Here is a 22,298-nt window from a genome sequence, read left to right as displayed (position 1 = left end):
TATGAGCGCAAAAGTCTGGCTGGTGGGTGCGGGTCCTGGCGATCCGGAATTGTTGACCCTCAAGGCCGTGCGGGCGTTGAGCGAAGCGGATGTGGTGCTGATCGATGACCTGGTCAACGACGCGGTGCTGGAGCATTGCCCGCAGGCGCGGATCATTCCCGTGGGCAAGCGCGGCGGCTGTCGCTCCACACCTCAGGCATTCATTCATCGCCTGATGCTGCGTTACTCCCGCCACGGTAAATGCGTGGTGCGGCTCAAGGGTGGCGACCCGTGCATTTTTGGCCGGGGCGGCGAAGAGGCGCAGTGGCTGCGTGAACATGGGGTCGAAGTCGAACTGGTCAACGGCATCACTGCCGGGCTTGCCGGCGCAACGCAATGCGATATTCCGTTGACCCTGCGGGGTGTTGCGCGCGGCGTGACGCTGGTCACCGCCCACACTCAGGATGGCAGCAGTCTGAACTGGCAAGCCCTGGCCCAAGGTGGCACGACGCTGGTGGTGTATATGGGTGTCGCAAAATTGAGCGAGATTCGTGAGCAGTTGCTCGCCGGAGGAATGGCGGCGGATACACCGGTGGCAATGATTGAAAACGCTTCCCTGCCATGCCAACGGGAATGTCGGAGCGACCTGACGGCGATGGAAGAAGACGCCTGCAGCTTCGAGCTCAAAAGCCCGGCGATCCTGGTGATCGGTGCGGTCGCGGCCTGCGAAGAAAGTCAGAAGATCGCAGCCTTCGGCAGCTCCTACACAGCTTCTGCGTTCAACCTGTAGGAGCTGCCGCAGGCTGCGATCTTTTAAAAGCGACGCAAACCCCAATCTGAAACCCAAAATCGCAGACAAAGAAAAGCCCGGCCTAAGCCGGGCTTTTCAGAGCTGCGCGCTAATTACTTAGCGTTAGCTTCAACCTGCGCTTCTACGCGACGGTTTACAGCGCGACCAGCGTCAGTTTTGTTGTCAGCAACTGGGCGGGATTCGCCGTAGCCAACAGACTGAACGCGGGACGATTCAACACCGTACTGGTTGGTCAGAACTTGCTTAACGGCGTTTGCACGACGCTCGGACAGTTTCTGGTTGTAAGCGTCAGGACCGACGGAGTCAGTGTGACCTTCAACAGTAGTGCTGGTGGATGGGTACTGCTTCATGAAGTCAGCGAGGTTTTTGATGTCGCCGTAGCTGTTAGGCTTGACTACCGACTTGTCGAAGTCGAATTTCACGTCCAGCTCAACACGAACAACTTCAGCAACTGCTGGGCAGCCATCAGCGTCAACAGTTACGTTGGCTGGGGTGTCCGGGCACTTGTCAACGTTGTCGCAAACGCCATCGTTGTCACTGTCGGAGCAGACTTCAGCTGGTGCTGGAACTGGAGCAGCAGCAGGCTTGGAGCCGCCACCGAAGTTCACACCGATACCGACGCTTGGAGCCCACTCGGTGTCGCCCTGGTCGATGTTGTATTGAGCTTCAACGCCAGCACGGGCGTAGAAGTTCTCGGTGAAGTACAGCTTGGCACCGCCGCCAACGTTGGCGAAGGTGGAACGGTTACGACCGCCGGAGCCGTTCTGACCGATGCTTTGATCGGAGAAGCCAGCCGATACGTACGGACGCAGCATGTCGCCCGGGTTGTTGAAGTGGTACAGAGCGTCCAGAGCGGTGTTAGCGCCCTTGATGTTACGACCGTCGTCGGAACGCACGTTGTGCACTTCGTCGTAGCCCAGACGCAGTTCAACGTCGTCGGTCAAGAAGTAACCAACCGAACCACCGAACAGGTTGCCGTTGTTCTTGAAGTTACGAGCGCTGTCGAATTGTTCTTTCTTGGCGAAGCCTTCGATTTCAACTGCGCCTTGGCCTTGTGCCAGAGCGCCGAACGAAGTGGCGGCAATCAAAGAACCAATGGCCAAGCCCAAGGTGTTTTTCAGTTTCATCCGTTAAATCCCCATCTGGTGATTGTGAAGCAGTCCCGCAACCCGGGGGACAACTCGGCGGCAAGTCTATCAGAACTTGCCTACACGTAAGAGATATTTGCGCCGAACTAAGTTTCAGCAATGCCTGCAAATTTCTCACGCAATTTATCTAGAGCGCGTTTGTAACGCATTTTTGTCGCACTCAAACCCATATGCATGATATCCGCGATCTCTTGAAATTCCAGCTCTGCGACAAATCGTAGCACCAGAATTTCACGGTCAATCGGGTTCACATACACTAACCAGCGATCGAGTCCACCCTTGTCCTCGGGTTTCGGCGCCTTTTCTTCAGACGCTTCCTCGAGGGGGTCCAGACTCAAAGCATCCATCAAGCGACGCTTTCGCCGTTCTTTCCGATACTGCGTGATGCACTCGTTGTACGTGATGCTATATAGCCATGTCTTGAACTTCGATTTGCCCTCGAAGTTCTTCAGGCCATACAGCACCTTCAACATCACTTCCTGACAGACATCGTCTGCGTCACGATCGTTCCCAAGATACCGTGCACAGACGTTAAATAATGTTCGCTGGTAACGCCGCATCAGTTCTTCATAGGCGCGCGTTACGTGAAACAGCTCGGTATGCGAGCGCGCGACCAACTCCTCATCAGAGAGCTCGCGGGGGTCGTAGCGCGTGGACAGCGATTGAGCTTTATTCAAAACAAGTCGGGCCGACAGTCAGGTCAATGTCCGCCGCAACCCTTTTCAGGGCATTTTTGCGGCGGCATACATTAGCAGGGTTTGCCGGGTTAGCGGCTACTCACATGCTGTTCCAGGAGGATCCGATTGGAGAGAGAGACTAGCTCACCCTCATCGGTCAGCAATGTGGTTTTAACCGTGCCGATCTCTTCGATCTGACCTTCGACCTCGCCAACACGCACTTGTTGCCCAACCTGATACAACTCACGCACATAGATTCCCGCAAGAATCTGACCGGCAATTTCCCGGCTTCCCAACCCCATGGCCAGCGCAACCGCCAGACCAACGGTAATCAATACGATCACAATTACGTGGTTGAGCAGGTCAGTCTTGACCTCCAACTGGCTGATTGCGACCGAAATACTGATGATAATCACCAGGCCCTGGGCAATTCTCCCCAGTCCCGCAGCGTAATCCAGCCCTACGCCCTCTGCCGCACCCCGCACCAGCCCATTGGCCAGTTGCGCGAGCAAAACACCCACCAGCAGCACCAGCGCAGCGCCGAATACTTTCGGCAAATACAGCGCAAGCATGTCAAGCGTAGCCGAAACCCGCTCAAGTCCAAGGGATTCTGCGGCAGAAACCAGAAAAATAAGCAGAACGAACCAATAGACAATCTTGCCGATCAAGGTCGAGATCGGTACCTGAAGGCCGGCGCGGGACAGTAATTTTGTCAGACCGGTACCGCCCATCAGGCGATCGAGCCCCAGCTTGGCGAGCAACTTGGACAACAAAGTGTCCAAAAGTTTCGCAACGACGAAACCCAACAGCAGCACAACCAGTGCGCCGAACAGGTTCGGGATGAAATTTGCAACCTTGGTCCATAACGCGGTCATTGCAGTGACGAGGCTCTGAGTCCAGAGATCAAGTTCCATATTCAATCAGCCTTATCAGCAGTGCGAACGGTAGGTTTACGGTGGCGGGAAACCGGAGCGACATGGGCCGATCCGTTATTCAGGGCGATCATCAGCGCGGGCAGCCAGCGGCCCAGCAGGCTGAACAGATCACCGGCGCCGACCTGGCGGTTGGCGGTTTTCAGTACACGCCCAAGGCACGCATCATCGTCCCGGGTGGACGGTGATGCCTTGAGCATGTCACGCAAAGACTGTTCAAACGGATCGTGCATACGCACCTCTCGTGATGTCTGTGAAAGACGCGGTCAAATTTGCTCGGGTCACATGGCTCACCCTCAGACCCAGCGCAAACGTCGGAATAACCACCACTGCCCCAGTGCCACCGAGACCATCATCAGGCACGCGATCAGGAAGCCATAGGGGCTTGCAGAGAACGGAATTCCTCCGACATTGATACCTAAAAGACCCGCCAGAAAACTCATCGGCAAAAAGATCCCGGTGATGATCCCGAAGCGGTACATCGTGCGGTTCATTCGCACGCTCAAACGTCTATCTTCGGCCTCGAGGACCAACCCCACCCGCTCCCGGGTCAATTCCAGCTCCTCGAGATGCCGGGTCAGGCTGTTGTTCAATTCGTTCCAGTAATCACCGTCGTCTTCGACGAACCAAGGCAGTTTTATCCGTGTCAGCTGTCCGAATATTTCCCGCTGCGGCGCAAGAAAACGTTTCAGCGCAGCGGCCCTGCGACGGATCTGCAAAACGGCGCCGTGCTCGGGTGTATACCGTTCGTCGGCATCCAGCTTTTCTTCTTCCTCATCGACTACTTCCGAGAGGCAACTGACCAGATCCTGCACCTTGTTGGTGAGGTATTGCGCCATATAAAGGATGAGTTCTGACGCCGTTTTCGGTCCTTTGCCTTCGGCGAGCTGCACCAGCAAATCATCGGTGGCGCGCAACGGACGCAAACGCAGAGAAATAACCCGCTGGGCTGACCCAAAAATCCGCACCGAAACCATGTCTTCCGGCTCGGCGCCCGGATTCAGGTTGACCCCACGCAAAAATAGCAGCAGTTCGCTGTCCGAAAGCTGTAAAAGACGCGGTCGGGTATTTTCTTCAAGCAACAGATCACAGCTGAATTCGCTCAGACCGCTGGATTTTCGCAACCAGGTCCGGGTTTGCGGGTGACTGCGATCCCAATGCAGCCACAGGCTTTCATGGGCCTGCAGCTGCAAGCCATCGAGTTCAGTCCGGGCTATCGAACGCGCACCGCCTTTACCGTCCAGCACCAGAGCATGCACCAGCCCCCACTGCGCGTTTTCTTCCTCGAACATCCTCATCCCTATTCTTGAAACAAAAAGTCAGCGGTGCTTTATTCAGGCATCGCAAGCGGACTTGGCGAGATGATCACGCCGTTGTTGTCCGCATAGATGTAGTGACCTGGATGGAAGGTCACGCCAGCAAAGGTTACGGCTACGTTGAGATCGCCGATGCCGCGTTTGTCGGTTTTCATCGGGTGGCTGGCAAGGGCCTGAACCCCCAGGTCGGTTTGCGCAATGACGTCGACGTCACGGATGCAACCGTAGATCACCAGCCCTTCCCAACCGTTTTTCGCGGCTTTCTCGGCGATCAGGTCGCCCAGCAGCGCACGACGCAGGGAACCACCACCGTCGACCACCAACACCTTGCCATTGCCCTTGAGCTCGGCTTGTTCTTTGACCAGCGAGTTGTCTTCGAAGCATTTGATGGTCACGATTTCGCCGCCGAAAGAATCACGGCCACCGAAATTGCTGAACATCGGTTCCAGCACCTGCACCAGCTCCGGATAGGCGTCGCACAGGTCAGGCGTGAGGTAATGATTCATCGAGAAACTCCTGTAAAGAGGAAGACAATCGAGGGTGTCGAAACGTGACCAGAACAGCTCAATGCGTCATATCTTAGCCGCAAGCCGAACAGAGCGAAATGCCCTTGTTAGAGCATCAGGCTCAGACCGCCGCAGCCAGATCCGGTTTTTCATCCAGCAATGGCGTCTGCTGATCTGCCAACCAGCGCGCCACCAGCGGCCAGACTTCAGTCTGGGCGGCTTTGCTGACGAGCATCTCCACATGACCGAAATTATCGCCAAAGCCCTGCTCGCGACCCAGGTTGATAAATTGCTTATGCTCGGAACCCACCTGATCGAACAGCTTGCGACAAGCCCAGGTCGGGTCCTGATGGTCACCTGCGGCACTCACGGCCAATACCGGTAACTGAACGTCGGCCAATCCGGCCCACCAATCCTTGTCGGCATCGCCAAAGCGCCCGAACAGGCCATACCAGCGCATGCTTTCCAGGGCCAGGCCAATGGGCTCGTCCTCCGGGCCGCGCTTAAGCCGGGAACCGGACAGCTGGGCAAAGCGTTTGAGAATGAAGCGCCCGCTCCACTCCACCGGCGGAATCTTCAATGGCCAGTAGGTGCGACTCACTTGCGTACCGAAAAACGCCGCGGAAGCCACCACCGGCTCGCCGATGTACTCACCACCCAACGCCGCCGCCAGGGTAATCCCGCCCAGCGAGTGACCGATCCAGTGCGGGATCTGGCCGCTCTGCTCGCGCACGAACGCGCCAATGGCCGGCAAATCGTAACGGGCGTAGTCGGCAACGCGGTTCTTGCGGTAGTTCTGGTTACGCTGGGACAGGCCATGGCCGCGCATTTCGGGAATCCATACATCGAATCCCAGACGCGTCAGATAGGCGCCCAGCCCGAGCCCCTTCGGGGAAAACCAGAACCGGCGATTGGAAAAGCTGCCGTGAAGCAAAATAACCGGAACGCCACGCGCGTCTGAGCCATCCGCCATGCCCAGGCGCGTCACAGCCAGTTCGACGGTGCCGTCAGGGCTGTTGCCGGGTTTCAGACGATAGACGTCTTCGCTCAGATCGCCGCGCCGCTCGGCGCTGATCAGGGCGACAGGAAATAGGTTGCTGCTGCTTTGCATAATGCTCTTGCACAAAAAAGGGCGGCATACAAAGGAGCCCGCCCTACTTGATTCTTAAAGCCTCGGCCACTTGACCGAGGCTTCATTCACATCAAGCCGAAGCTTGACCTTCAGCCAGGAAGAACCAGGTTTCCAGTACGGAATCGGGGTTCAACGAAACGCTTTCGATGCCCTGCTCCATCAGCCATTTGGCCAGATCAGGGTGGTCCGAAGGACCCTGACCGCAAATACCGATGTACTTGCCAGCCTTGTTGCAGGCCTGAATCGCGTTGGCCAGCAGCTTCTTGACCGCCGGATTACGCTCGTCGAACAGGTGCGCGATGATCCCGGAGTCACGGTCCAGGCCCAGGGTCAACTGGGTCAGGTCGTTGGAACCGATGGAGAAGCCGTCGAAGAATTCGAGGAACTCTTCGGCCAGGATCGCGTTGGACGGCAGCTCGCACATCATGATGATGCGCAGACCATTCTCGCCGCGGGCCAGGCCATTTTCGGCCAACAGATCGATCACTTGGCTAGCTTCACCCAGTGTACGGACGAACGGCACCATGATTTCAACGTTGGTCAGGCCCATCTCGTTGCGCACACGCTTGAGGGCGCGGCACTCGAGCTCGAAGCAGTCACGGAACGCTTCGCTGATGTAACGCGAAGCACCGCGAAAGCCCAGCATCGGGTTTTCTTCTTCCGGCTCGTAGAGCTTGCCGCCGATCAGGTTGGCGTATTCGTTGGACTTGAAGTCCGACAGACGCACGATGACCTTTTTCGGGGTGAACGCAGCGGCCAGGGTGCTGATGCCTTCAACCAGTTTGTCGACATAGAAGCCGACCGGATCGTCGTAACCGGCGATGCGCTTGTCGACGCTGTCCTTGATGTCCTGCGGCAGACCGTCGTAGTTCAACAGCGCTTTGGGGTGAACACCGATCATGCGGTTGATGATGAACTCCAGACGGGCCAGGCCCACACCGGCGTTCGGCAGCTGTGCGAAATCGAAGGCGCGATCCGGGTTGCCGACGTTCATCATGATCTTGAACGGCAGATCAGGCATGGCGTCCACGGAGTTTTTCTTGATGTCGAAGCCCAACTCGCCTTCGAAGATGTAACCGGTGTCACCTTCAGCGCAGGAAACGGTCACGCCCTGGCCGTCTTTCAACAGCTGGGTGGCGTTGCCGCAACCGACCACGGCCGGGATGCCCAGCTCGCGAGCGATGATCGCCGCGTGGCAAGTACGGCCGCCACGGTTGGTGACAATGGCGCTGGCGCGCTTCATGACCGGTTCCCAGTCCGGGTCGGTCATGTCGGAGACCAGTACGTCGCCGGGCTGGACTTTGTCCATCTCGGACACGTCCTTGATGATGCGAACCTTGCCCGCGCCGATGCGCTGGCCGATGGCGCGACCTTCAACCAGCACGGTGCCGGTTTCTTTCAACAGGTAGCGTTCCATGACATTGGCCGAGGTGCGGCTCTTCACGGTTTCAGGACGGGCCTGAACGATGTAGAGCTTGCCGTCGTCGCCGTCTTTGGCCCATTCGATGTCCATCGGGCACTTGTAGTGCTTCTCGATGATCATCGCTTGTTTGGCCAGTTCGCTGACTTCGGCGTCGCTCAGGCAGAAACGTGCGCGGTCAGCCTTGTCGACGTCGATGGTCTTGACCGACTTACCGGCCGTGGCGACTTCGCCGTAGATCATCTTGATGGCTTTGCTACCCAGGTTGCGACGCAGGATGGCCGGACGACCGGCTGCCAGCGTGCCTTTGTGGACGTAGAACTCATCCGGGTTCACCGCGCCTTGTACGACGGTTTCACCCAGGCCGTAGGCGCCGGTGATGAACACCACGTCACGGAAGCCCGATTCGGTATCGAGGGTGAACATCACGCCGGCGGTGCCGGTTTCGGAGCGGACCATGCGCTGCACGCCGGCCGACAGGGCCACCAGCTTGTGGTCGAAGCCCTGGTGCACGCGGTAGGAAATGGCGCGGTCGTTAAACAGCGAAGCGAACACCTCTTTGGCGGCGCGAATGACGTTTTCGACACCACGGATGTTCAGGAAGGTTTCCTGCTGACCGGCAAAGGAAGCGTCCGGCAGGTCTTCGGCGGTAGCGGAAGAGCGCACGGCAACGGCCATGTCAGGGTTGCCGGCCGACAGCGTGGCGAACGCGGTGCGGATCTCGGCGTTGAGCTTCTCGGGGAATTCGGCTTCCATGATCCATTGACGGATCTGGGCGCCGGTCTTGGCCAGGGCGTTGACATCGTCGACGTCCAGGGCGTCGAGGGCGGCGTGGATCTGATCGTTCAGGCCGCTCAGCTCGAGAAAATCACGATAAGCCTGAGCTGTCGTGGCGAAGCCACCGGGCACCGATACACCGGCACCTGCAAGGTTACTGATCATCTCGCCCAGGGATGCGTTCTTGCCCCCTACGTGCTCTACATCATGGACGCCGAGCTTATCGAGGGAAACTACGTACTCTACCAAGGTGATCTCTCCACTAACTGTGTTGGAAAAGCTCAGAAGCTGGCTGCTCTAAGGAGCGTTTGCCAGCTGTATGGCCTGGACCTGGAAAATAAGTGAGAATGCGGGCCACTGGCGGCCGGCAAATCGCGCCTACTATATCCAAGATTCGTCACAAGTGTCCTGTGTCGCAAGTGCGTGCCTTTTTGGCGAGTGACTGTTGTTGCCAGACAAGGCGCCGTGACAAGTCATAGCTGGCTATGGCGAGGAGCGGCAACGTAGTATGGCGACAACAGGCGCCGCCAAAAAGGTACGCACTTGTGATACAGGACACTCACTTAAGGCCCAAGGTGCAAATGAAACGATCTGCTTTCTTTATTTCCGACGGCACCGGCATCACAGCCGAGACCCTCGGCCAAAGCCTCCTGGCGCAGTTCGAAAACATTACCTTCAGCAAATTCACGCGGCCATACATCGACAACGTGGATAAAGCGCGGGCCATGGTACAACAAATCAACAAAGCCGCCGAAACCGACGGCTTTCGGCCGATCATCTTCGACACCATTGTCAATCAGGACATCCGTGAGATCCTCGCAACGTCCAATGGTTTCATGATCGACATTTTCTCGACCTTCCTGGCGCCTCTCGAACAGGAACTGACCGAACATTCTTCCTACACCGTCGGCAAGTCCCACTCGATTGGCAGCAACTCCAATTACATGGAGCGGATCGAGGCGGTGAACTTCGCCCTCGACAACGACGACGGTGCGCGCACGCATTATTACGACAAGGCGGACCTGATCCTAGTGGGCGTGTCGCGTTGTGGTAAGACGCCGACGTGCCTGTACATGGCCATGCAATTCGGCATCCGCGCGGCCAACTACCCACTGACCGAAGACGACATGGAACGCCTGCAACTGCCTGGCACCCTGCGTGCCCACCAGCACAAACTGTTCGGCCTGACCATCGACCCGGACCGCCTCACCGCGATCCGCAACGAGCGCAAGCCCAACAGCCGTTATTCGAGTTATGCCCAGTGCGAATTCGAAGTGCGTGAGGTGGAGAATCTGTTCCGTCGCGAGAACATTCCGCACATCAATTCCACGCACTTCTCCGTTGAAGAAATTTCCGCGAAGATTTTGGTGGAGAAAGGTGTGGAGCGGCGCTTTAAGTAGGTTTTCGGCGACAGCAACACCGCTATCGCGAGCAAGCTCGCTCCCACAGGGGGATCAATGTCGAACACAACCTCTGTGTTCACTGAAGATCAAATGTGGGAGCGAGCTTGCTCGCGAAGAACGATTACACGGTCTCTGCCAATGCTGCCGCCAATGCGTCAAACCCACCCAGCAACAACCGATCATCCCCCGCCGAATTACAAACACTCGCCCTGATGAACTGCGGCACCGCCCCATGCCCGACCGCAAACATCTCGGCAGTAGCCACCAGATAATTTTTTTCCTTAAGCTCCTCAGAAATCTGCGAAGCCCGCCACGGCTCTGGCACCTCGACCCAGAAGTGCGGGCTATGGGAATGGGTTTTGTACGCCAAACCCTCCAGCACACCACTCACCAACGCCTTGCGCCGACCGATCTCGGCAATCTGCTGGCCCAGCAACTGCTCGGCAATGCCGTTTTCTATCCACAGACTCGCCACCTCCAGCGACAGCGGGCTGGCCATCCAGCACGTCCCGCGCACGGCTGCGCTCAAGCGTCCGATCAACGGTTGCGGCGCATGCAGGTAACCGACTCGCAAACCCGCCGAAACCGCCTTGCTCAGACTGCCGATCAGCACCGAGCGCTCCGGGGCGAAATGGCTCAAGGGTAACGGTCGCTGTTGAGCTAATACCGCGTGGGCTTCGTCTTCAAAGATCAACAGATTGTGCTGCCGACAGACCTCTGCAATCGCCTCCCGCCGTGCGACGGACATCACGGCAGCCGTAGGATTCTGGATCGTAGGTGTGCAATACAGCGCCGACACACGATGGTGGCGGCAAACCTCCTCCAGGGCATCGGGCATCAGTCCTTCATCATCCATCTCGACGCCGATGAGTTTTATCCCGAGCTGGCGTGCGACGCTGATCAACCCCGGGTAGGTCAGGTGCTCCGTCACCAACGTATCACCTGCCTTGAGCAACCCCATCAAGGCACACAACAGACCGTGCTGACCGCCGTTCACGCAAACGACCTGCTCGGCATTCGGTACAAACTCTTTATGCCTGAGCCAGTGCGCGCCCGCCGCACGATAGCGTGGCAAACCGACATCGGCGGTGTAGCCGCTGATGTGTTGCAACGCCTCAGGATCAAGGGACAACGCTTGCAGGCTCTGACTCAAAAAAAGCGTTTCCTGCCCCGGAATCGGTTGATTGCGGCTCATGTCAAAAAACGCCCGAGGCTCATCACTGACATTGCGAAAGCCACCGTCCCGCGGTCGTTCCATCCCGCGCTGACGCACATACGTGCCGTCTCCTACTCGCGCGACCACCAATCCCACACGTTCGAGTTCACCGTAAGCGCGGCTGATGGTACCGATGGTCACGCCGAGGCTATCCGCCAGCAACCGATGAGGCGGCAATTTGCAGCCGGGCTCGATCAGCCCTTCAGCGATGCCTTTTTCGATCGCGTCGGCGAGGCGTTTGTATTTCACACCCAGACCGTTCGCCAGGCCGTCGCGCAGGATTGACACCATGGCAATACTTGTTTTGACAGTCATTCCAGCCCCGAATAGCGTGCTTGAAACAGGTCAATCAGGGATAGACCTTTTGCAGATGAAGGTCAATTCCGAACACAAAAGGAGCTCGCTCATGTCCATTGCCGTCAGTGCACCTTCATGTACTGCAAAACCCTGGCTCGCCGCCTTGGTCACCAGCGTGCTGTTCCTGATCGTGTGCCTGAGCTGGGGCACCACCTGGCTCGGGATCAAGATCGCCGTTGAAAGCGTCCCGCCGCTGACCGCCGCCGGCCTGCGGTTCCTCATCGCCTTCCCACTCTTTCTCGGCTTCGCCCTGATCCGTCGTGAACCGCTGCTGTTTCCCAAGGAAAGCCGCTGGTTCTTTGTCTTCGTCACGTTGACGTATTTCAGCCTGCCGTATTACTTGCTCAACTACGGCGAGATGCACGTTTCGTCCGGCCTGACGGCGCTGCTGTTCAGCTGCATGCCGGTGTTCATCCTGCTGTTTTCCGCGCTGTTTCTGCGGGAGAAAATCTACCCCTCGCAAGTGCTCGGCATCGCTATCGGTTTCGGCAGCCTGTTCATGATCATCCGCCGCCAGGGGTTGCATCTGGACCATGCTGAATTGTTCGGGGTGTTGGCGATCCTCTTCGCCGCGGTGATGCATGCGCTGTGTTACGTGGTGACGAAAAAACACGGTACGGCGATCAGCGTCATCACCTACAACACGCTGCCCATTGGCATCGCCGGGCTGATGCTGCTTGTCGCCGGATTGAGTGTCGAAGCACCGGTGTTCGATGCCATCACCGCGCGTTCGTGGAGCGCCCTGCTTTATCTGGGACTGGTGGCGTCGGTGGGCGGGTTTATCGTTTACTTCCTGCTGCTCAAGCGACTGAGCCCGATCATTCTGTCGTTTGTGTTCATCATTTTTCCGGTGTTCGCGGTGGTCATTGGTGCCTGGTACGAGGGGCAAGCTTTATCCCAGGAACTGATGATGTACTCGGCGATTTTGCTGACGGGGTTTGCGATCACCAAATTGCCTGTGGAAAAGTGGCTCAACGGATAAGCACGCTCCCCCGTAGGAGCTGCCGAAGGCTGCGATCTTTTGATTTTGCTTTTAAAAACAGGATCAAAAGATCGCAGCCTTCGGCAGCTACAGGGTTTTTTGCATCATCCAAATGGGTTGTCCCGATCAAATGACTAACATGTCCATGAAGCGGTTGACCGGTGTCGCCTCAAGCGCAGCCGGGTCCTTGCACAACGCAAAAATCTCGGCGCATCGCTGGGCGGTGAAGCGCGTCGCCAGGTTGGCCTTGAACTTGTCTTCCAGCAGCGGAATGCCGTCGGTGCGGCGACGGCGATGGCCGATCGGGTATTCCACCAACACGTTCTCGGTGCTGGAGCCATCCTTGAAGAACACCTGTATTGCATTGGCGATGGAGCGTTTGTCAGCCTCCAGGTATTCGCGGGTGTAGCGCGGGTCTTCGACGATGACCATTTTTTCGCGCAGCACGTCGATGATCGGATGCGCCGCGTGGAAGTCGTCCTCGTACTGCTCGGCCACCAGATTGCCGAACGCCAGCGGCACGGCGGTCATGTACTGGATGCAATGGTCACGGTCCGCAGCGTTGGCCAGAGGGCCGACCTTGGAGATGATGCGGATCGCCGATTCGTGGGTGGTGATGACGATTTTGTCGATTTCGTGCAGGCGATTTCTGACCTGCGGATGTAACGTCACGGCCGCTTCGCAGGCCGTTTGTGCGTGGAATTCGGCAGGAAAGCTGATTTTGAACAGCACGTTTTCCATCACGTAGCTGCCGTACGGCCGGGAGAAGCTGAACGCGCGTTTGTCTTCAGGCTTGAGCGCCAGGTTGTTGTTGGTGTGGCTGAACAGCACGTCGTAGAAGCCCCATTGTTTGGCGGTCAGTACGCCGGGGATGCCCATTTCGCCGCGCATCGCGATGTCCGCCAGACGCACGCCACGGCTGGACGCGTCGCCGGCCGCCCAGGATTTACGCGATCCGGCATTCGGCGCATGACGGTAAGTGCGCAGCGCCTGACCGTCGGCGAACGCATGGGACAACGCGGACAACAACTGCTCGCGATTGGCGCCCATCAGCTTGGCGGTGACAGCGGTCGAGGCGACTTTCACCAGAATGACGTGATCCAGGCCTACGCGATTGAAGGAGTTTTCCAGCGCGATCACGCCCTGAATCTCGTGGGCCATGATCATGGCTTCGAGCACCACGCGAACGGTCAGCGGCGCATCGCCATTGGCCAGGCGTTTTTGCGACAAGTGGTCCGCCACCGCGAGAATGCCGCCGAGGTTATCGGACGGATGGCCCCACTCGGCCGCGAGCCAGGTGTCGTTGTAGTCGAGCCAGCGAACGATGCAGCCGATGTCCCACGCTGCCTTGACCGGGTCGAGGCGATAACTGGTGCCGGGGACGCGCGCGCCGAACGGGACGACGGTGCCTTCCACCATGGGGCCAAGGTGTTTGGTGCACTCGGGGAAGCGCAGGGCCAGCAGGCCACAGCCCAACGTGTCCATCAGGCAGTTGCGGGCGGTGTCGAGGGCTTCGACGGATTGGATCTTGAAGTTGAGGACGTAGTCGGCAATGTCCTGCAGGACCGTGTCGTAGTCGGGGCGGTTGTTCTGGTCGACGTTGGTGCTCATGTTCGATTCACTCTTGAAGTGGTTCGTTGATGGGACCTCGGTTCAGGGATCTAACTCAGTCGGTTACTGCTTTCTTATTTTGGCAACGGGATCAAATGTAGGAGCTGCCGAAGGCTGCGATCTTTTGATTTTGCTTTTAAAAGGCAAGATCAAAAGATCGCAGCCTTCGGCAGCTCCTACAAGGTATGTGTCGGTTAGAAAGAATCGCCGGGAATACGGACAAACCCTTCCATCAACACCCGCGCGCTGCGGCTCATGATGGCTTTGTGCACGGTCCATTCACCGTTCACCTGGCTGGCTTCAGCACCCACGCGCAAGGTGCCGGACGGATGCCCAAAGCGCACGGCATTGCGTTCGATACCGCCCGCTGCGAGGTTCACCAGCGTGCCGGAAATCGCAGCTGCCGTACCAATCGCCACCGCCGCCGTGCCCATCATCGCGTGGTGCAACTTGCCCATGGACAGCGCCCGCACCAGCAGATCGACATCACCCGCCGCAATCGCTTTGCCACTCGAAGCAACGTAGTCCGCAGGCTTGGCCACAAAGGCAACCTTAGGCGTGTGCTGACGCTTGGCCGCTTCGTCCAGACCCTTGATCAGGCCCATGCGCAATGCGCCGTAAGCCCGAATGGCTTCAAACATCAGCAACGCTTTCGGATCACTGTTGATCGCGCCTTGCAGCTCGGTGCCGGTGTAACCGATGTCTTCGGCATTAACGAAAATCGTGGGAATACCGGCATTGATCATGGTCGCCTTGAAGGTTCCGACACCGGGCACTTCGAGGTCATCCACCAGGTTGCCGGTAGGGAACATCGAACCGCCGCCGCCCTCTTCTTCCGCCGCTGGGTCCATGAATTCGACCTGCACTTCAGCGGCCGGAAAGGTCACGCCGTCGAGTTCGAAATCGCCGGTTTCCTGCACTTCACCGTTGGTGATCGGCACGTGGGCGATGATGGTCTTGCCGATGTTGGCCTGCCACACGCGAACCACGGCAACGCCGTTATGCGGGATACGGCTGGCGTCCACCAAACCATTGCTGATGGCAAACGAACCGACCGCCGCCGACAGGTTGCCGCAGTTGCCGCTCCAGTCGACGAAAGGCTTATCGATGGACACCTGACCGAATAGATAGTCGACGTCGTGATCGGCCTTGATGCTTTTCGACAGGATCACGGTTTTGCTGGTACTGGAGGTCGCGCCACCCATGCCGTCGATTTGCTTGTCGTACGGGTCGGGGCTGCCGATCACGCGCAGCAACAAGGCATCGCGCGCCGGGCCTGGAACCTGTGCCGCTTCGGGCAGGTCTTTCAGGCTGAAGAACACGCCTTTACTGGTGCCGCCACGCATGTAGGTGGCGGCGATTTTAATTTGAGGGGCGATTTGAGGTGCGTGAGCCATGATGTTCCTTTTAGGATCGAGCGGGACCGCATGGCCCCGCCCGAACTCATCGTGTTAAACGGCAACCGCCGATTCTTCGAGGAAGTCCTGAGCGAAGCGTTGCAGCACGCCGCCCGCCTCATAGATCGACACTTCTTCGGCAGTGTCGAGGCGGCAGGTCACCGGCACTTCGACGCGTTCGCCGTTCTTGCGGTTGATCACCAGCGTCAGCTCGGCACGCGGGGTGCGCTCACCGATCACATCGTAGGTTTCGCTGCCATCGATGCCCAATGTCTTGCGGTCGGTGCCCGGTTTGAATTCCAGCGGCAACACGCCCATGCCCACCAGATTGGTGCGGTGAATGCGCTCGAAGCCTTCGGCTGCAATCGCTTCCACACCCGCCAGACGCACACCTTTGGCCGCCCAGTCGCGGGACGAGCCCTGACCGTAGTCGGCGCCAGCGATGATGATCAGCGGCTGCTTGCGCTCCATGTAGGTTTCGATTGCTTCCCACATGCGCATGACCTGGCCTTCCGGCTCGACGCGAGCCAGCGAACCCTGCTTGACCTTGCCGTTTTCCTGAACCATTTCATTGAACAGTTTCGGGTTGGCGAAGGTGGCGCGTTGCGCGGTCAAGTGGTCACCGCGGTGCGTTGCGTAAGAGTTGAAGTCCTCTTCCGGCAAGCCCATTTTCGCCAGGTATTCGCCGGCGGCGCTGTCGAGCATGATCGCATTCGAAGGCGACAGGTGATCGGTGGTGATGTTGTCCGGCAGCACCGCTAGCGGGCGCATGCCCTTGAGCGGACGAGCCCCGGCCAGCGCGCCTTCCCAGTACGGCGGACGGCGGATGTAGGTGCTCATCTCGCGCCAGTCGTACAGCGGCGTCACTTTCGGACCGGTGTCTTCGTGGATGGCGAACATCGGGATGTAGACCTGACGGAACTGCTCAGGTTTGACCGATGCCTTGACCACCGCGTCGATTTCTTCGTCGCTCGGCCAGATGTCTTTCAGGCGAATTTCCTTGCCCTCGGCGTCCAGGCCCAGCACATCTTTTTCGATGTCGAAACGGATGGTGCCGGCGATGGCGTAAGCCACGACCAACGGCGGCGAAGCGAGGAAGGCGTTCTTGGCGTACGGGTGGATCCGGCCGTCGAAGTTGCGGTTACCGGACAGCACCGCAGTGGCGTACAGGTCGCGGTCGATGATTTCTTGCTGAATCACCGGGTCCAGCGCGCCGGACATGCCGTTGCACGTCGTGCAAGCGAAGGCGACGATGCCGAAACCGAGTTGTTCCAGCTCGCTGGTCAGGCCGGCCTCGTCGAGGTACAGCGCCACGGTTTTCGAACCCGGCGCCAGGGACGACTTGACCCACGGCTTGCGGGTCAATCCGAGCTTGTTGGCATTGCGCGCCAGCAGGCCGGCGGCGATGACGTTGCGCGGGTTGCTGGTGTTGGTGCAACTGGTGATGGCGGCAATAATGACCGCGCCATCCGGCATCTGGCCGGGCACTTCGTCCCACTGACCGGAAATACCTTGAGCGGCGAGGTCTGAGGTAGCGACGCGGGCGTGCGGGTTGCTTGGACCCGCCATGTTGCGCACTACCGAGGACAGGTCAAAGGTCAACCCACGCTCGTATTGCGCACCCTTCAGGCTGTCAGCCCACAGGCCCGTGGTCTTGGCGTAGCTCTCGACCAATTGCACCTGCTCGTCTTCGCGGCCGGTGAGTTTCAGGTAGTCGATGGTCTGCTGATCGATATAGAACATCGCTGCAGTGGCGCCGTACTCCGGAGCCATGTTGGAAATGGTCGCGCGGTCGCCGAGGGTTAGCGCGGAGGCGCCTTCGCCGAAGAACTCCAGCCACGCACCGACGACTTTTTGCTGACGCAGGAACTCGGTCAGCGCCAGCACCATGTCGGTGGCGGTGATGCCCGGTTGCAGCTTGCCGGTCAGTTCAACGCCGACGCTTTCCGGCAGACGCATCCACGACGCGCGGCCGAGCATCACGCTTTCCGCTTCCAGACCGCCGACACCGATGGCGATCACGCCCAGTGCATCGACGTGCGGAGTGTGGCTGTCGGTGCCGACGCAAGTGTCGGGGAACGCCACGCCGTCGCGCACCTGGATCACCGGAGACATTTTCTCCAGGTTGATCTGGTGCATGATCCCGTTACCCGGTGGAATCACATCAACGTTCTTGAACGCTTTTTTAGTCCAGTTGATGAAGTGGAAACGGTCTTCGTTGCGACGGTCTTCGATGGCGCGGTTCTTCTCGAACGCCTCCGGATCGAAACCACCGCGTTCAACGGCCAGGGAGTGGTCGACGATCAATTGCGTCGGCACCACCGGGTTCACTTGCGCCGGATCGCCACCTTGCAGAGCAATGGCGTCACGCAGGCCGGCGAGGTCGACCAGTGCGGTCTGGCCGAGAATGTCGTGGCACACCACACGGGCCGGGAACCATGGGAAGTCGAGGTCGCGTTTGCGCTCGATGAATTGCTTCAGGGATTCGGTGAGCGTGGCCGGGTCGCAGCGACGCACCAGGTTTTCCGCCAGCACGCGGGAGGTGTACGGCAGGGTGTCGTAGGCGCCAGGCTGGATGGCTTCGACAGCCGCGCGGACGTCGAAGTAATCCAGATGGCTGCCGGGCAGCGGTTTGCGGAATTCAGTGTTCATCGTCAGGACTCGGTCACGGTGGTTACAAGAGGTGGGGCCTGACGCTAGCTCTGAAATTCACACAATCCACTGTGGGAGCGAGCTTGCTCGCGATGACTGAGTCACATCCGACATTGATGTCGACTGACCCGACGCTATCGCGAGCAAGCTCGCTCCCACAGGGATCTTCGTTCAATTCAGATCCCGGCTTGGCCCCCACCATTCAGCGTTGTTCGATTGGCACGAACTTGCGCTGTTCGACGCCGACGTACTCGGCGCTCGGGCGGATGATGCGGTTGTTGGCACGTTGTTCGAACACATGCGCCGCCCAGCCGGTCAGGCGCGAGCAGACGAAAATCGGGGTGAACAACTTGGTCGGGATGCCCATGAAGTGGTACGTCGACGCATGGTAGAAGTCGGCGTTCGGGAACAGTTTTTTCTGCTCCCACATGGTCTTGTCGATGGCTTCGGAAACCGGGAACAGCACGGTGTCGCCCACTTCGTCAGCAAGTTTTTTCGACCAGCCCTTGATCACCTCGTTGCGCGGATCGTTGTCCTTATAGATCGCGTGGCCGAAGCCCATGATCTTGTCCTTGCGCTCGAGCATGCCGAGGGTGCCTTTGATCGCCTCTTCCGGCGAGCTGAAGCGCTCGATCATTTCCATCGCCGCTTCGTTGGCGCCGCCATGCAGCGGACCACGCAGTGAGCCAATGGCGGCCGTGACGCAGGAATACATGTCCGACAGGGTCGAGGCGCACACCCGTGCGGTGAAGGTCGAGGCGTTGAACTCGTGTTCCGCGTAGAGGATCAGCGAAACGTTCATCACTTTGACGTGCAACTCGCTCGGCTTCTTGTCGTGCAGCAGGTGCAGGAAGTGGCCGCCGATGGATTGTTCGTCGCTCACGCAGCTGATGCGTTTGCCGTCATGGCTGAAGCGATACCAGTAGCACATGATCGCCGGGAATGCCGCCAGCAGGCGGTCGGTCACGTCGTGTTGTTCGCTGAAGTCTTTCTCCGGCTCGATGTTGCCCAGGAACGAGCAACCGGTGCGCATCACGTCCATCGGGTGGGCGTCGGCGGGGATGCGTTCCAGCACTTCTTTCAGCGCTTGCGGCAGGTCGCGCAGCTTGCTCAGTTTGCTGATGTAAGCGGCGAGTTGTGTTTTGGTCGGCAGTTCGCCGTAAAGCAGCAGGTAGGCCACTTCTTCGAATTGTGCGTCAGCCGCCAGTTCGCGAACGTCGTAGCCACGATAGGTCAGGCCTGCGCCCGACTGGCCCACGGTGGACAGTGCGGTTTGCCCGGCAACCTGGCCACGGAGCCCGGCGCCACTGAGTACTTTTGCTTCGGCCATTGCTGTCTCCAATCTTGAATTTGTTAGGGAATCGGCAAGTTCTACACGGTTACATTCTTTTCGTAGCAGCTGTCGAGCCTGCGAGGCTGCGTCCGGCTGCGCAGCAGTCGTAAACCTGCTTACGCGATCGCCCGGCTTGGCGAGTCCTTCGGCCTCGAACGCAGCCTCGCGCTGCTCGGCAGCTGCTACAGAAGTGCGTTCGTCATTACTTCTTCGCTGCAAACAACGCATCGAGCTTCTGCTCGAAGGTGTGGTAGTCGATGCGATCGTAAAGCTCCATGCGGGTCTGCATGGTGTCGATGACGTTCTGTTGCGTGCCGTCGCGGCGGATCGCGGTGTAGACGTTTTCTGCGGCTTTGTTCATCGCGCGGAACGCCGACAGCGGGTACAGCACCAGCGACACATCGGCAGCGGCGAGTTGCTCGGTGGTGTACAGCGGCGTCGCGCCGAATTCGGTGATGTTGGCCAGGATCGGCGCTTTCACGCGGTTGGCAAACAGCTTGTACATGTCCAGTTCGGTGATGGCTTCCGGGAAGATCATGTCGGCGCCAGCCTCGATGCAGGCGGCGGCGCGATCCAGTGCAGATTCCAGACCTTCCACTGCGAGGGCGTCGGTACGGGCCATGATCACGAAGCTGTCATCGGTGCGCGCATCAACAGCAGCCTTGATCCGATCGACCATTTCCTGCAGGGACACGATCTCTTTATTAGGACGGTGACCGCAGCGCTTGGCGCCGACCTGGTCTTCGATGTGGATCGCCGCCGCGCCGAACTTGATCATCGACTTGACGGTACGCGCGACGTTGAACGCCGAGGAACCGAACCCGGTGTCCACGTCCACCAACAGCGGCAGGTCGCAAACGTCAGTGATGCGGCGCACGTCGGTCAGCACGTCGTCCAGGCCGGTGATGCCCAGGTCCGGCACGCCGAGGGAGCCGGCAGCCACCCCGCCACCCGACAGATAAATAGCCTTGAAACCGGCGCGCTTGGCCAGCAGCGCGTGATTGGCGTTGATCGCGCCGACCACTTGCAGCGGATGTTCGCTGGCGACCGCATCGCGGAATCGCTGGCCTGGAGTGCTCTTGTTGGAACTCATGACTCACCTCGTTCAGTGGCTGTCGGGTTAGCGCCGTCCTGGTAGTGACGAGCGATATTGCGTTTGGAGGCGCCGATATGGCGGCGCATCAATAACTCGGCTAACTCACCGTCACGGTCGGCGATGGCGTCGAGAATTCGGTGGTGCTCGGCAAAGGCCTGACGCGGGCGATTGGGCGTGGTGGAAAACTGAATGCGGTACATGCGCACCAGTTGATAGAGCTCGCCGCAGAGCATCTGCGTCAGGGTGCGGTTGCCGCTGCCCTGGATGATTCGGTAATGGAAGTCGAAATCGCCTTCCTGCTGGTAGTAGCCGACACCGGCCTGAAACGCCGCATCGCGCTCATGGGTTTCGAGGACCCGGCGCAGTTCGTCGATTTCTTCGAGGGTCATGCGTTCGGCCGCCAGACGGCAGGCCATGCCTTCGAGGGACTCGCGGATTTCGTAGAGTTCCAGCAGCTCGGCATGGCTCAACGAAACCACCCGCGCCCCGACGTGCGGCACGCGAACCAGCAGGCGCTGGCCTTCCAGACGGTGGATCGCCTCACGCAGCGGCCCGCGGCTGATGCCATAGGTGCGCGCCAGTTCCGGCTCGGAGATCTTGCTGCCCGGGGCGATCTCGCCCTTGACGATGGCCGCCTGAATGCGCCGGAAGACGTTCTCGGAAAGTGTCTCTGAATCGTCTTGGGCAATGACCGGGGGATCGAGTTGATCCAGCATATTGTCGACACCTTGAAAGCTGATGCCGCAAAAACTAGCGAATACAGACCTTTTAGTCAAAGGATAAATAGGTATTGTCGACAATCGTCTAATAACCGACTGCACCTTAACGATGCGGCCCCTCTGTTTATAGCCGCCTCCCGGCGCTGGCGCCATAAAACCACCGTGCTAGAATGCCGGCCGCATTTGTTTGTGACATCTGCACTGCTTGTCATAAACAGGTGATAGGCATACGAGGGAGCTTGCGCAGCGATGCCAGGGCCTTGAATCGAAGTACGGACCGCTGCGCACCAGGATTTATGAGACTCAAGCCCTTCCCCACCTTCCTTTATCTTCTTTGCCTGCCCGGTTTCGCCGCGGCGGGGGAAAAGACCGTGTACGGCCTCAACGAGTACGCTTCACTGGACGGCATTGACCTGGAAGTCGCCGCCAAACTCGACACCGGGGCGAAAACCGCGTCCCTGAGTGCCCGCGACATCAAACGTTTCAAACGCAATGGCGAGTCCTGGGTGCGCTTTTATCTGGCGATCGACGCTGCGCACTCGCACCCAATCGAACGGCCACTGGCCCGCGTCAGCAAGATCAAGCGCAGGGCCGGCGACTACGACCCGGAAGAAGGCAAGAAGTACACCGCCCGTCCGGTGATCGAGCTGAACATCTGCATGGGTTCGGCTTTACGCAGTATCGAAGTGAACTTGACCGACCGTAGCGCTTTCCAATACCCGCTCCTGATCGGCTCCGAAGCGCTGAAACGCTTCGATGCGCTGGTCGACCCCAGTCTTAAATACGCTGCTGGCAAACCCGCCTGCGCCACCGACGCTCATACCGCAGAGTAAT

The 22,298-nt window shown here is 58.9% G+C and carries 19 protein-coding genes; 4 read left to right on the top strand and 15 right to left on the bottom strand.

Going from position 1 to position 22,298, the window contains the following annotated elements:
• Position 1 precedes the first annotated feature (1 nt).
• Positions 2 to 769 (top strand): uroporphyrinogen-III C-methyltransferase, encoded by a 768-nt coding sequence (cobA, locus tag ACIQU2_RS03055; RefSeq protein ID WP_403138482.1) that lies wholly within the window; start codon positions 2 to 4, stop codon positions 767 to 769.
• Positions 770 to 882: 113 nt separating this feature from the next.
• Here the strand turns inward: cobA and ACIQU2_RS03050 are convergent, their stop codons facing one another.
• The 8 genes from ACIQU2_RS03050 to ppsA form a co-directional block, all read right to left on the bottom strand.
• A complete protein-coding gene (locus ACIQU2_RS03050) occupies positions 883 to 1,917 on the bottom strand; it encodes an OmpA family protein (RefSeq protein ID WP_347804622.1) in 1,035 nt (344 codons plus the stop codon).
• 107 nt (positions 1,918 to 2,024) lie between these two features.
• Positions 2,025 to 2,615, bottom strand: a complete 591-nt coding sequence (gene sigX / locus ACIQU2_RS03045; RefSeq protein WP_008146300.1) for an RNA polymerase sigma factor SigX — start codon at positions 2,613 to 2,615, stop codon at positions 2,025 to 2,027.
• A gap of 89 nt (positions 2,616 to 2,704) precedes the next feature.
• Positions 2,705 to 3,529, bottom strand: coding sequence for a mechanosensitive ion channel family protein (locus tag ACIQU2_RS03040; protein ID WP_008027407.1), 825 nt, complete (start codon positions 3,527 to 3,529; stop codon positions 2,705 to 2,707).
• Positions 3,530 to 3,531: 2 nt separating this feature from the next.
• Positions 3,532 to 3,780 (bottom strand): hypothetical protein, encoded by a 249-nt coding sequence (locus tag ACIQU2_RS03035; protein ID WP_008146303.1) that lies wholly within the window; start codon positions 3,778 to 3,780, stop codon positions 3,532 to 3,534.
• 63 nt (positions 3,781 to 3,843) lie between these two features.
• Positions 3,844 to 4,839: a zinc transporter ZntB gene (locus tag ACIQU2_RS03030; protein ID WP_403138478.1), complete on the bottom strand. Its 996-nt coding sequence runs from the start codon at positions 4,837 to 4,839 to the stop codon at positions 3,844 to 3,846.
• Between the two features lie 38 nt (positions 4,840 to 4,877).
• Positions 4,878 to 5,369, bottom strand: a complete 492-nt coding sequence (gene rraA / locus ACIQU2_RS03025; protein WP_347804620.1) for a ribonuclease E activity regulator RraA — start codon at positions 5,367 to 5,369, stop codon at positions 4,878 to 4,880.
• A 121-nt stretch (positions 5,370 to 5,490) separates the two neighbouring features.
• Positions 5,491 to 6,480 carry an alpha/beta fold hydrolase gene (locus ACIQU2_RS03020; RefSeq protein ID WP_403138473.1) on the bottom strand — a complete coding sequence of 330 codons (990 nt, stop codon included), beginning with the start codon at positions 6,478 to 6,480 and terminating at the stop codon, positions 5,491 to 5,493.
• A gap of 91 nt (positions 6,481 to 6,571) precedes the next feature.
• The gene (gene ppsA, locus ACIQU2_RS03015; RefSeq protein WP_095128801.1) at positions 6,572 to 8,947 is read right to left on the bottom strand and encodes a phosphoenolpyruvate synthase; all 2,376 of its coding nucleotides are present in this window, start codon (positions 8,945 to 8,947) and stop codon (positions 6,572 to 6,574) included.
• Between the two features lie 332 nt (positions 8,948 to 9,279).
• Between ppsA and ACIQU2_RS03010 the strand changes: the two genes are divergently transcribed.
• On the top strand, positions 9,280 to 10,098 hold the full coding sequence (locus ACIQU2_RS03010; RefSeq protein ID WP_046053150.1) for a pyruvate, water dikinase regulatory protein: 819 nt from the start codon (positions 9,280 to 9,282) through the stop codon (positions 10,096 to 10,098).
• A gap of 124 nt (positions 10,099 to 10,222) precedes the next feature.
• Here the strand turns inward: ACIQU2_RS03010 and ACIQU2_RS03005 are convergent, their stop codons facing one another.
• Entirely contained in the window at positions 10,223 to 11,632 is a 1,410-nt protein-coding gene (locus ACIQU2_RS03005) for a PLP-dependent aminotransferase family protein (RefSeq protein WP_403138470.1), read from the bottom strand.
• A gap of 91 nt (positions 11,633 to 11,723) precedes the next feature.
• Here ACIQU2_RS03005 and ACIQU2_RS03000 point away from each other — a divergent pair, with 91 nt between their 5' ends.
• The gene (locus ACIQU2_RS03000; protein WP_403138468.1) at positions 11,724 to 12,656 is read left to right on the top strand and encodes a DMT family transporter; all 933 of its coding nucleotides are present in this window, start codon (positions 11,724 to 11,726) and stop codon (positions 12,654 to 12,656) included.
• 126 nt (positions 12,657 to 12,782) lie between these two features.
• On the opposite strand, the gene prpD is transcribed toward ACIQU2_RS03000, so the two are convergent.
• The 6 genes from prpD to ACIQU2_RS02970 all read right to left on the bottom strand — a co-directional run bounded on the left by prpD (position 12,783) and on the right by ACIQU2_RS02970 (position 21,458).
• Positions 12,783 to 14,267: a 2-methylcitrate dehydratase gene (prpD, locus tag ACIQU2_RS02995; protein ID WP_403138466.1), complete on the bottom strand. Its 1,485-nt coding sequence runs from the start codon at positions 14,265 to 14,267 to the stop codon at positions 12,783 to 12,785.
• Positions 14,268 to 14,461: 194 nt separating this feature from the next.
• Complete coding sequence (gene prpF, locus ACIQU2_RS02990; protein ID WP_403138464.1) at positions 14,462 to 15,664, bottom strand: 2-methylaconitate cis-trans isomerase PrpF; 1,203 nt, start codon at positions 15,662 to 15,664, stop codon at positions 14,462 to 14,464.
• A 54-nt stretch (positions 15,665 to 15,718) separates the two neighbouring features.
• Positions 15,719 to 18,316: a Fe/S-dependent 2-methylisocitrate dehydratase AcnD gene (acnD, locus tag ACIQU2_RS02985; protein WP_403138461.1), complete on the bottom strand. Its 2,598-nt coding sequence runs from the start codon at positions 18,314 to 18,316 to the stop codon at positions 15,719 to 15,721.
• 202 nt (positions 18,317 to 18,518) lie between these two features.
• On the bottom strand, positions 18,519 to 19,646 hold the full coding sequence (prpC, locus tag ACIQU2_RS02980) for a 2-methylcitrate synthase (protein ID WP_095128807.1): 1,128 nt from the start codon (positions 19,644 to 19,646) through the stop codon (positions 18,519 to 18,521).
• Positions 19,647 to 19,851: 205 nt separating this feature from the next.
• Positions 19,852 to 20,742, bottom strand: coding sequence for a methylisocitrate lyase (gene prpB / locus ACIQU2_RS02975; protein WP_010456549.1), 891 nt, complete (start codon positions 20,740 to 20,742; stop codon positions 19,852 to 19,854).
• Positions 20,739 to 21,458, bottom strand: coding sequence for a GntR family transcriptional regulator (locus ACIQU2_RS02970; protein ID WP_178122757.1), 720 nt, complete (start codon positions 21,456 to 21,458; stop codon positions 20,739 to 20,741). The genes prpB and ACIQU2_RS02970 overlap by 4 nt, the downstream gene beginning before the upstream one ends.
• 302 nt (positions 21,459 to 21,760) lie before the next feature.
• Between ACIQU2_RS02970 and ACIQU2_RS02965 the strand changes: the two genes are divergently transcribed.
• The gene (locus ACIQU2_RS02965; protein WP_008146333.1) at positions 21,761 to 22,297 is read left to right on the top strand and encodes an ATP-dependent zinc protease; all 537 of its coding nucleotides are present in this window, start codon (positions 21,761 to 21,763) and stop codon (positions 22,295 to 22,297) included.
• Position 22,298 lies beyond the last annotated feature (1 nt).

Origin of the sequence: Pseudomonas sp. NPDC098740 (genome assembly GCF_044760065.1) — a bacterium.
GTDB classification, from domain to species: Bacteria; Pseudomonadota; Gammaproteobacteria; order Pseudomonadales; family Pseudomonadaceae; genus Aquipseudomonas; species Aquipseudomonas rossensis.
This window is presented reverse-complemented; position numbering and strand designations above follow the sequence as displayed.

What these genes read in the sequence shown, in the direction of transcription:
- cobA (WP_403138482.1), top strand. Translation starts at nt 2, where the DNA reads ATGAGCGCAAAAGTCTGGCTGGTGGGTGCGGGTCCTGGCGATCCGGAA.
- ACIQU2_RS03050 (WP_347804622.1), bottom strand. Translation starts at nt 1,917, where the DNA reads ATGAAACTGAAAAACACCTTGGGCTTGGCCATTGGTTCTTTGATTGCC.
- ACIQU2_RS03040 (WP_008027407.1), bottom strand. Translation starts at nt 3,529, where the DNA reads ATGGAACTTGATCTCTGGACTCAGAGCCTCGTCACTGCAATGACCGCG.
- ACIQU2_RS03035 (WP_008146303.1), bottom strand. Translation starts at nt 3,780, where the DNA reads ATGCACGATCCGTTTGAACAGTCTTTGCGTGACATGCTCAAGGCATCA.
- ACIQU2_RS03030 (WP_403138478.1), bottom strand. Translation starts at nt 4,839, where the DNA reads ATGTTCGAGGAAGAAAACGCGCAGTGGGGGCTGGTGCATGCTCTGGTG.
- rraA (WP_347804620.1), bottom strand. Translation starts at nt 5,369, where the DNA reads ATGAATCATTACCTCACGCCTGACCTGTGCGACGCCTATCCGGAGCTG.
- ACIQU2_RS03020 (WP_403138473.1), bottom strand. Translation starts at nt 6,480, where the DNA reads ATGCAAAGCAGCAGCAACCTATTTCCTGTCGCCCTGATCAGCGCCGAG.
- ACIQU2_RS03010 (WP_046053150.1), top strand. Translation starts at nt 9,280, where the DNA reads ATGAAACGATCTGCTTTCTTTATTTCCGACGGCACCGGCATCACAGCC.
- ACIQU2_RS03005 (WP_403138470.1), bottom strand. Translation starts at nt 11,632, where the DNA reads ATGACTGTCAAAACAAGTATTGCCATGGTGTCAATCCTGCGCGACGGC.
- ACIQU2_RS03000 (WP_403138468.1), top strand. Translation starts at nt 11,724, where the DNA reads ATGTCCATTGCCGTCAGTGCACCTTCATGTACTGCAAAACCCTGGCTC.
- prpD (WP_403138466.1), bottom strand. Translation starts at nt 14,267, where the DNA reads ATGAGCACCAACGTCGACCAGAACAACCGCCCCGACTACGACACGGTC.
- prpF (WP_403138464.1), bottom strand. Translation starts at nt 15,664, where the DNA reads ATGGCTCACGCACCTCAAATCGCCCCTCAAATTAAAATCGCCGCCACC.
- acnD (WP_403138461.1), bottom strand. Translation starts at nt 18,316, where the DNA reads ATGAACACTGAATTCCGCAAACCGCTGCCCGGCAGCCATCTGGATTAC.
- prpC (WP_095128807.1), bottom strand. Translation starts at nt 19,646, where the DNA reads ATGGCCGAAGCAAAAGTACTCAGTGGCGCCGGGCTCCGTGGCCAGGTT.
- prpB (WP_010456549.1), bottom strand. Translation starts at nt 20,742, where the DNA reads ATGAGTTCCAACAAGAGCACTCCAGGCCAGCGATTCCGCGATGCGGTC.
- ACIQU2_RS02965 (WP_008146333.1), top strand. Translation starts at nt 21,761, where the DNA reads ATGAGACTCAAGCCCTTCCCCACCTTCCTTTATCTTCTTTGCCTGCCC.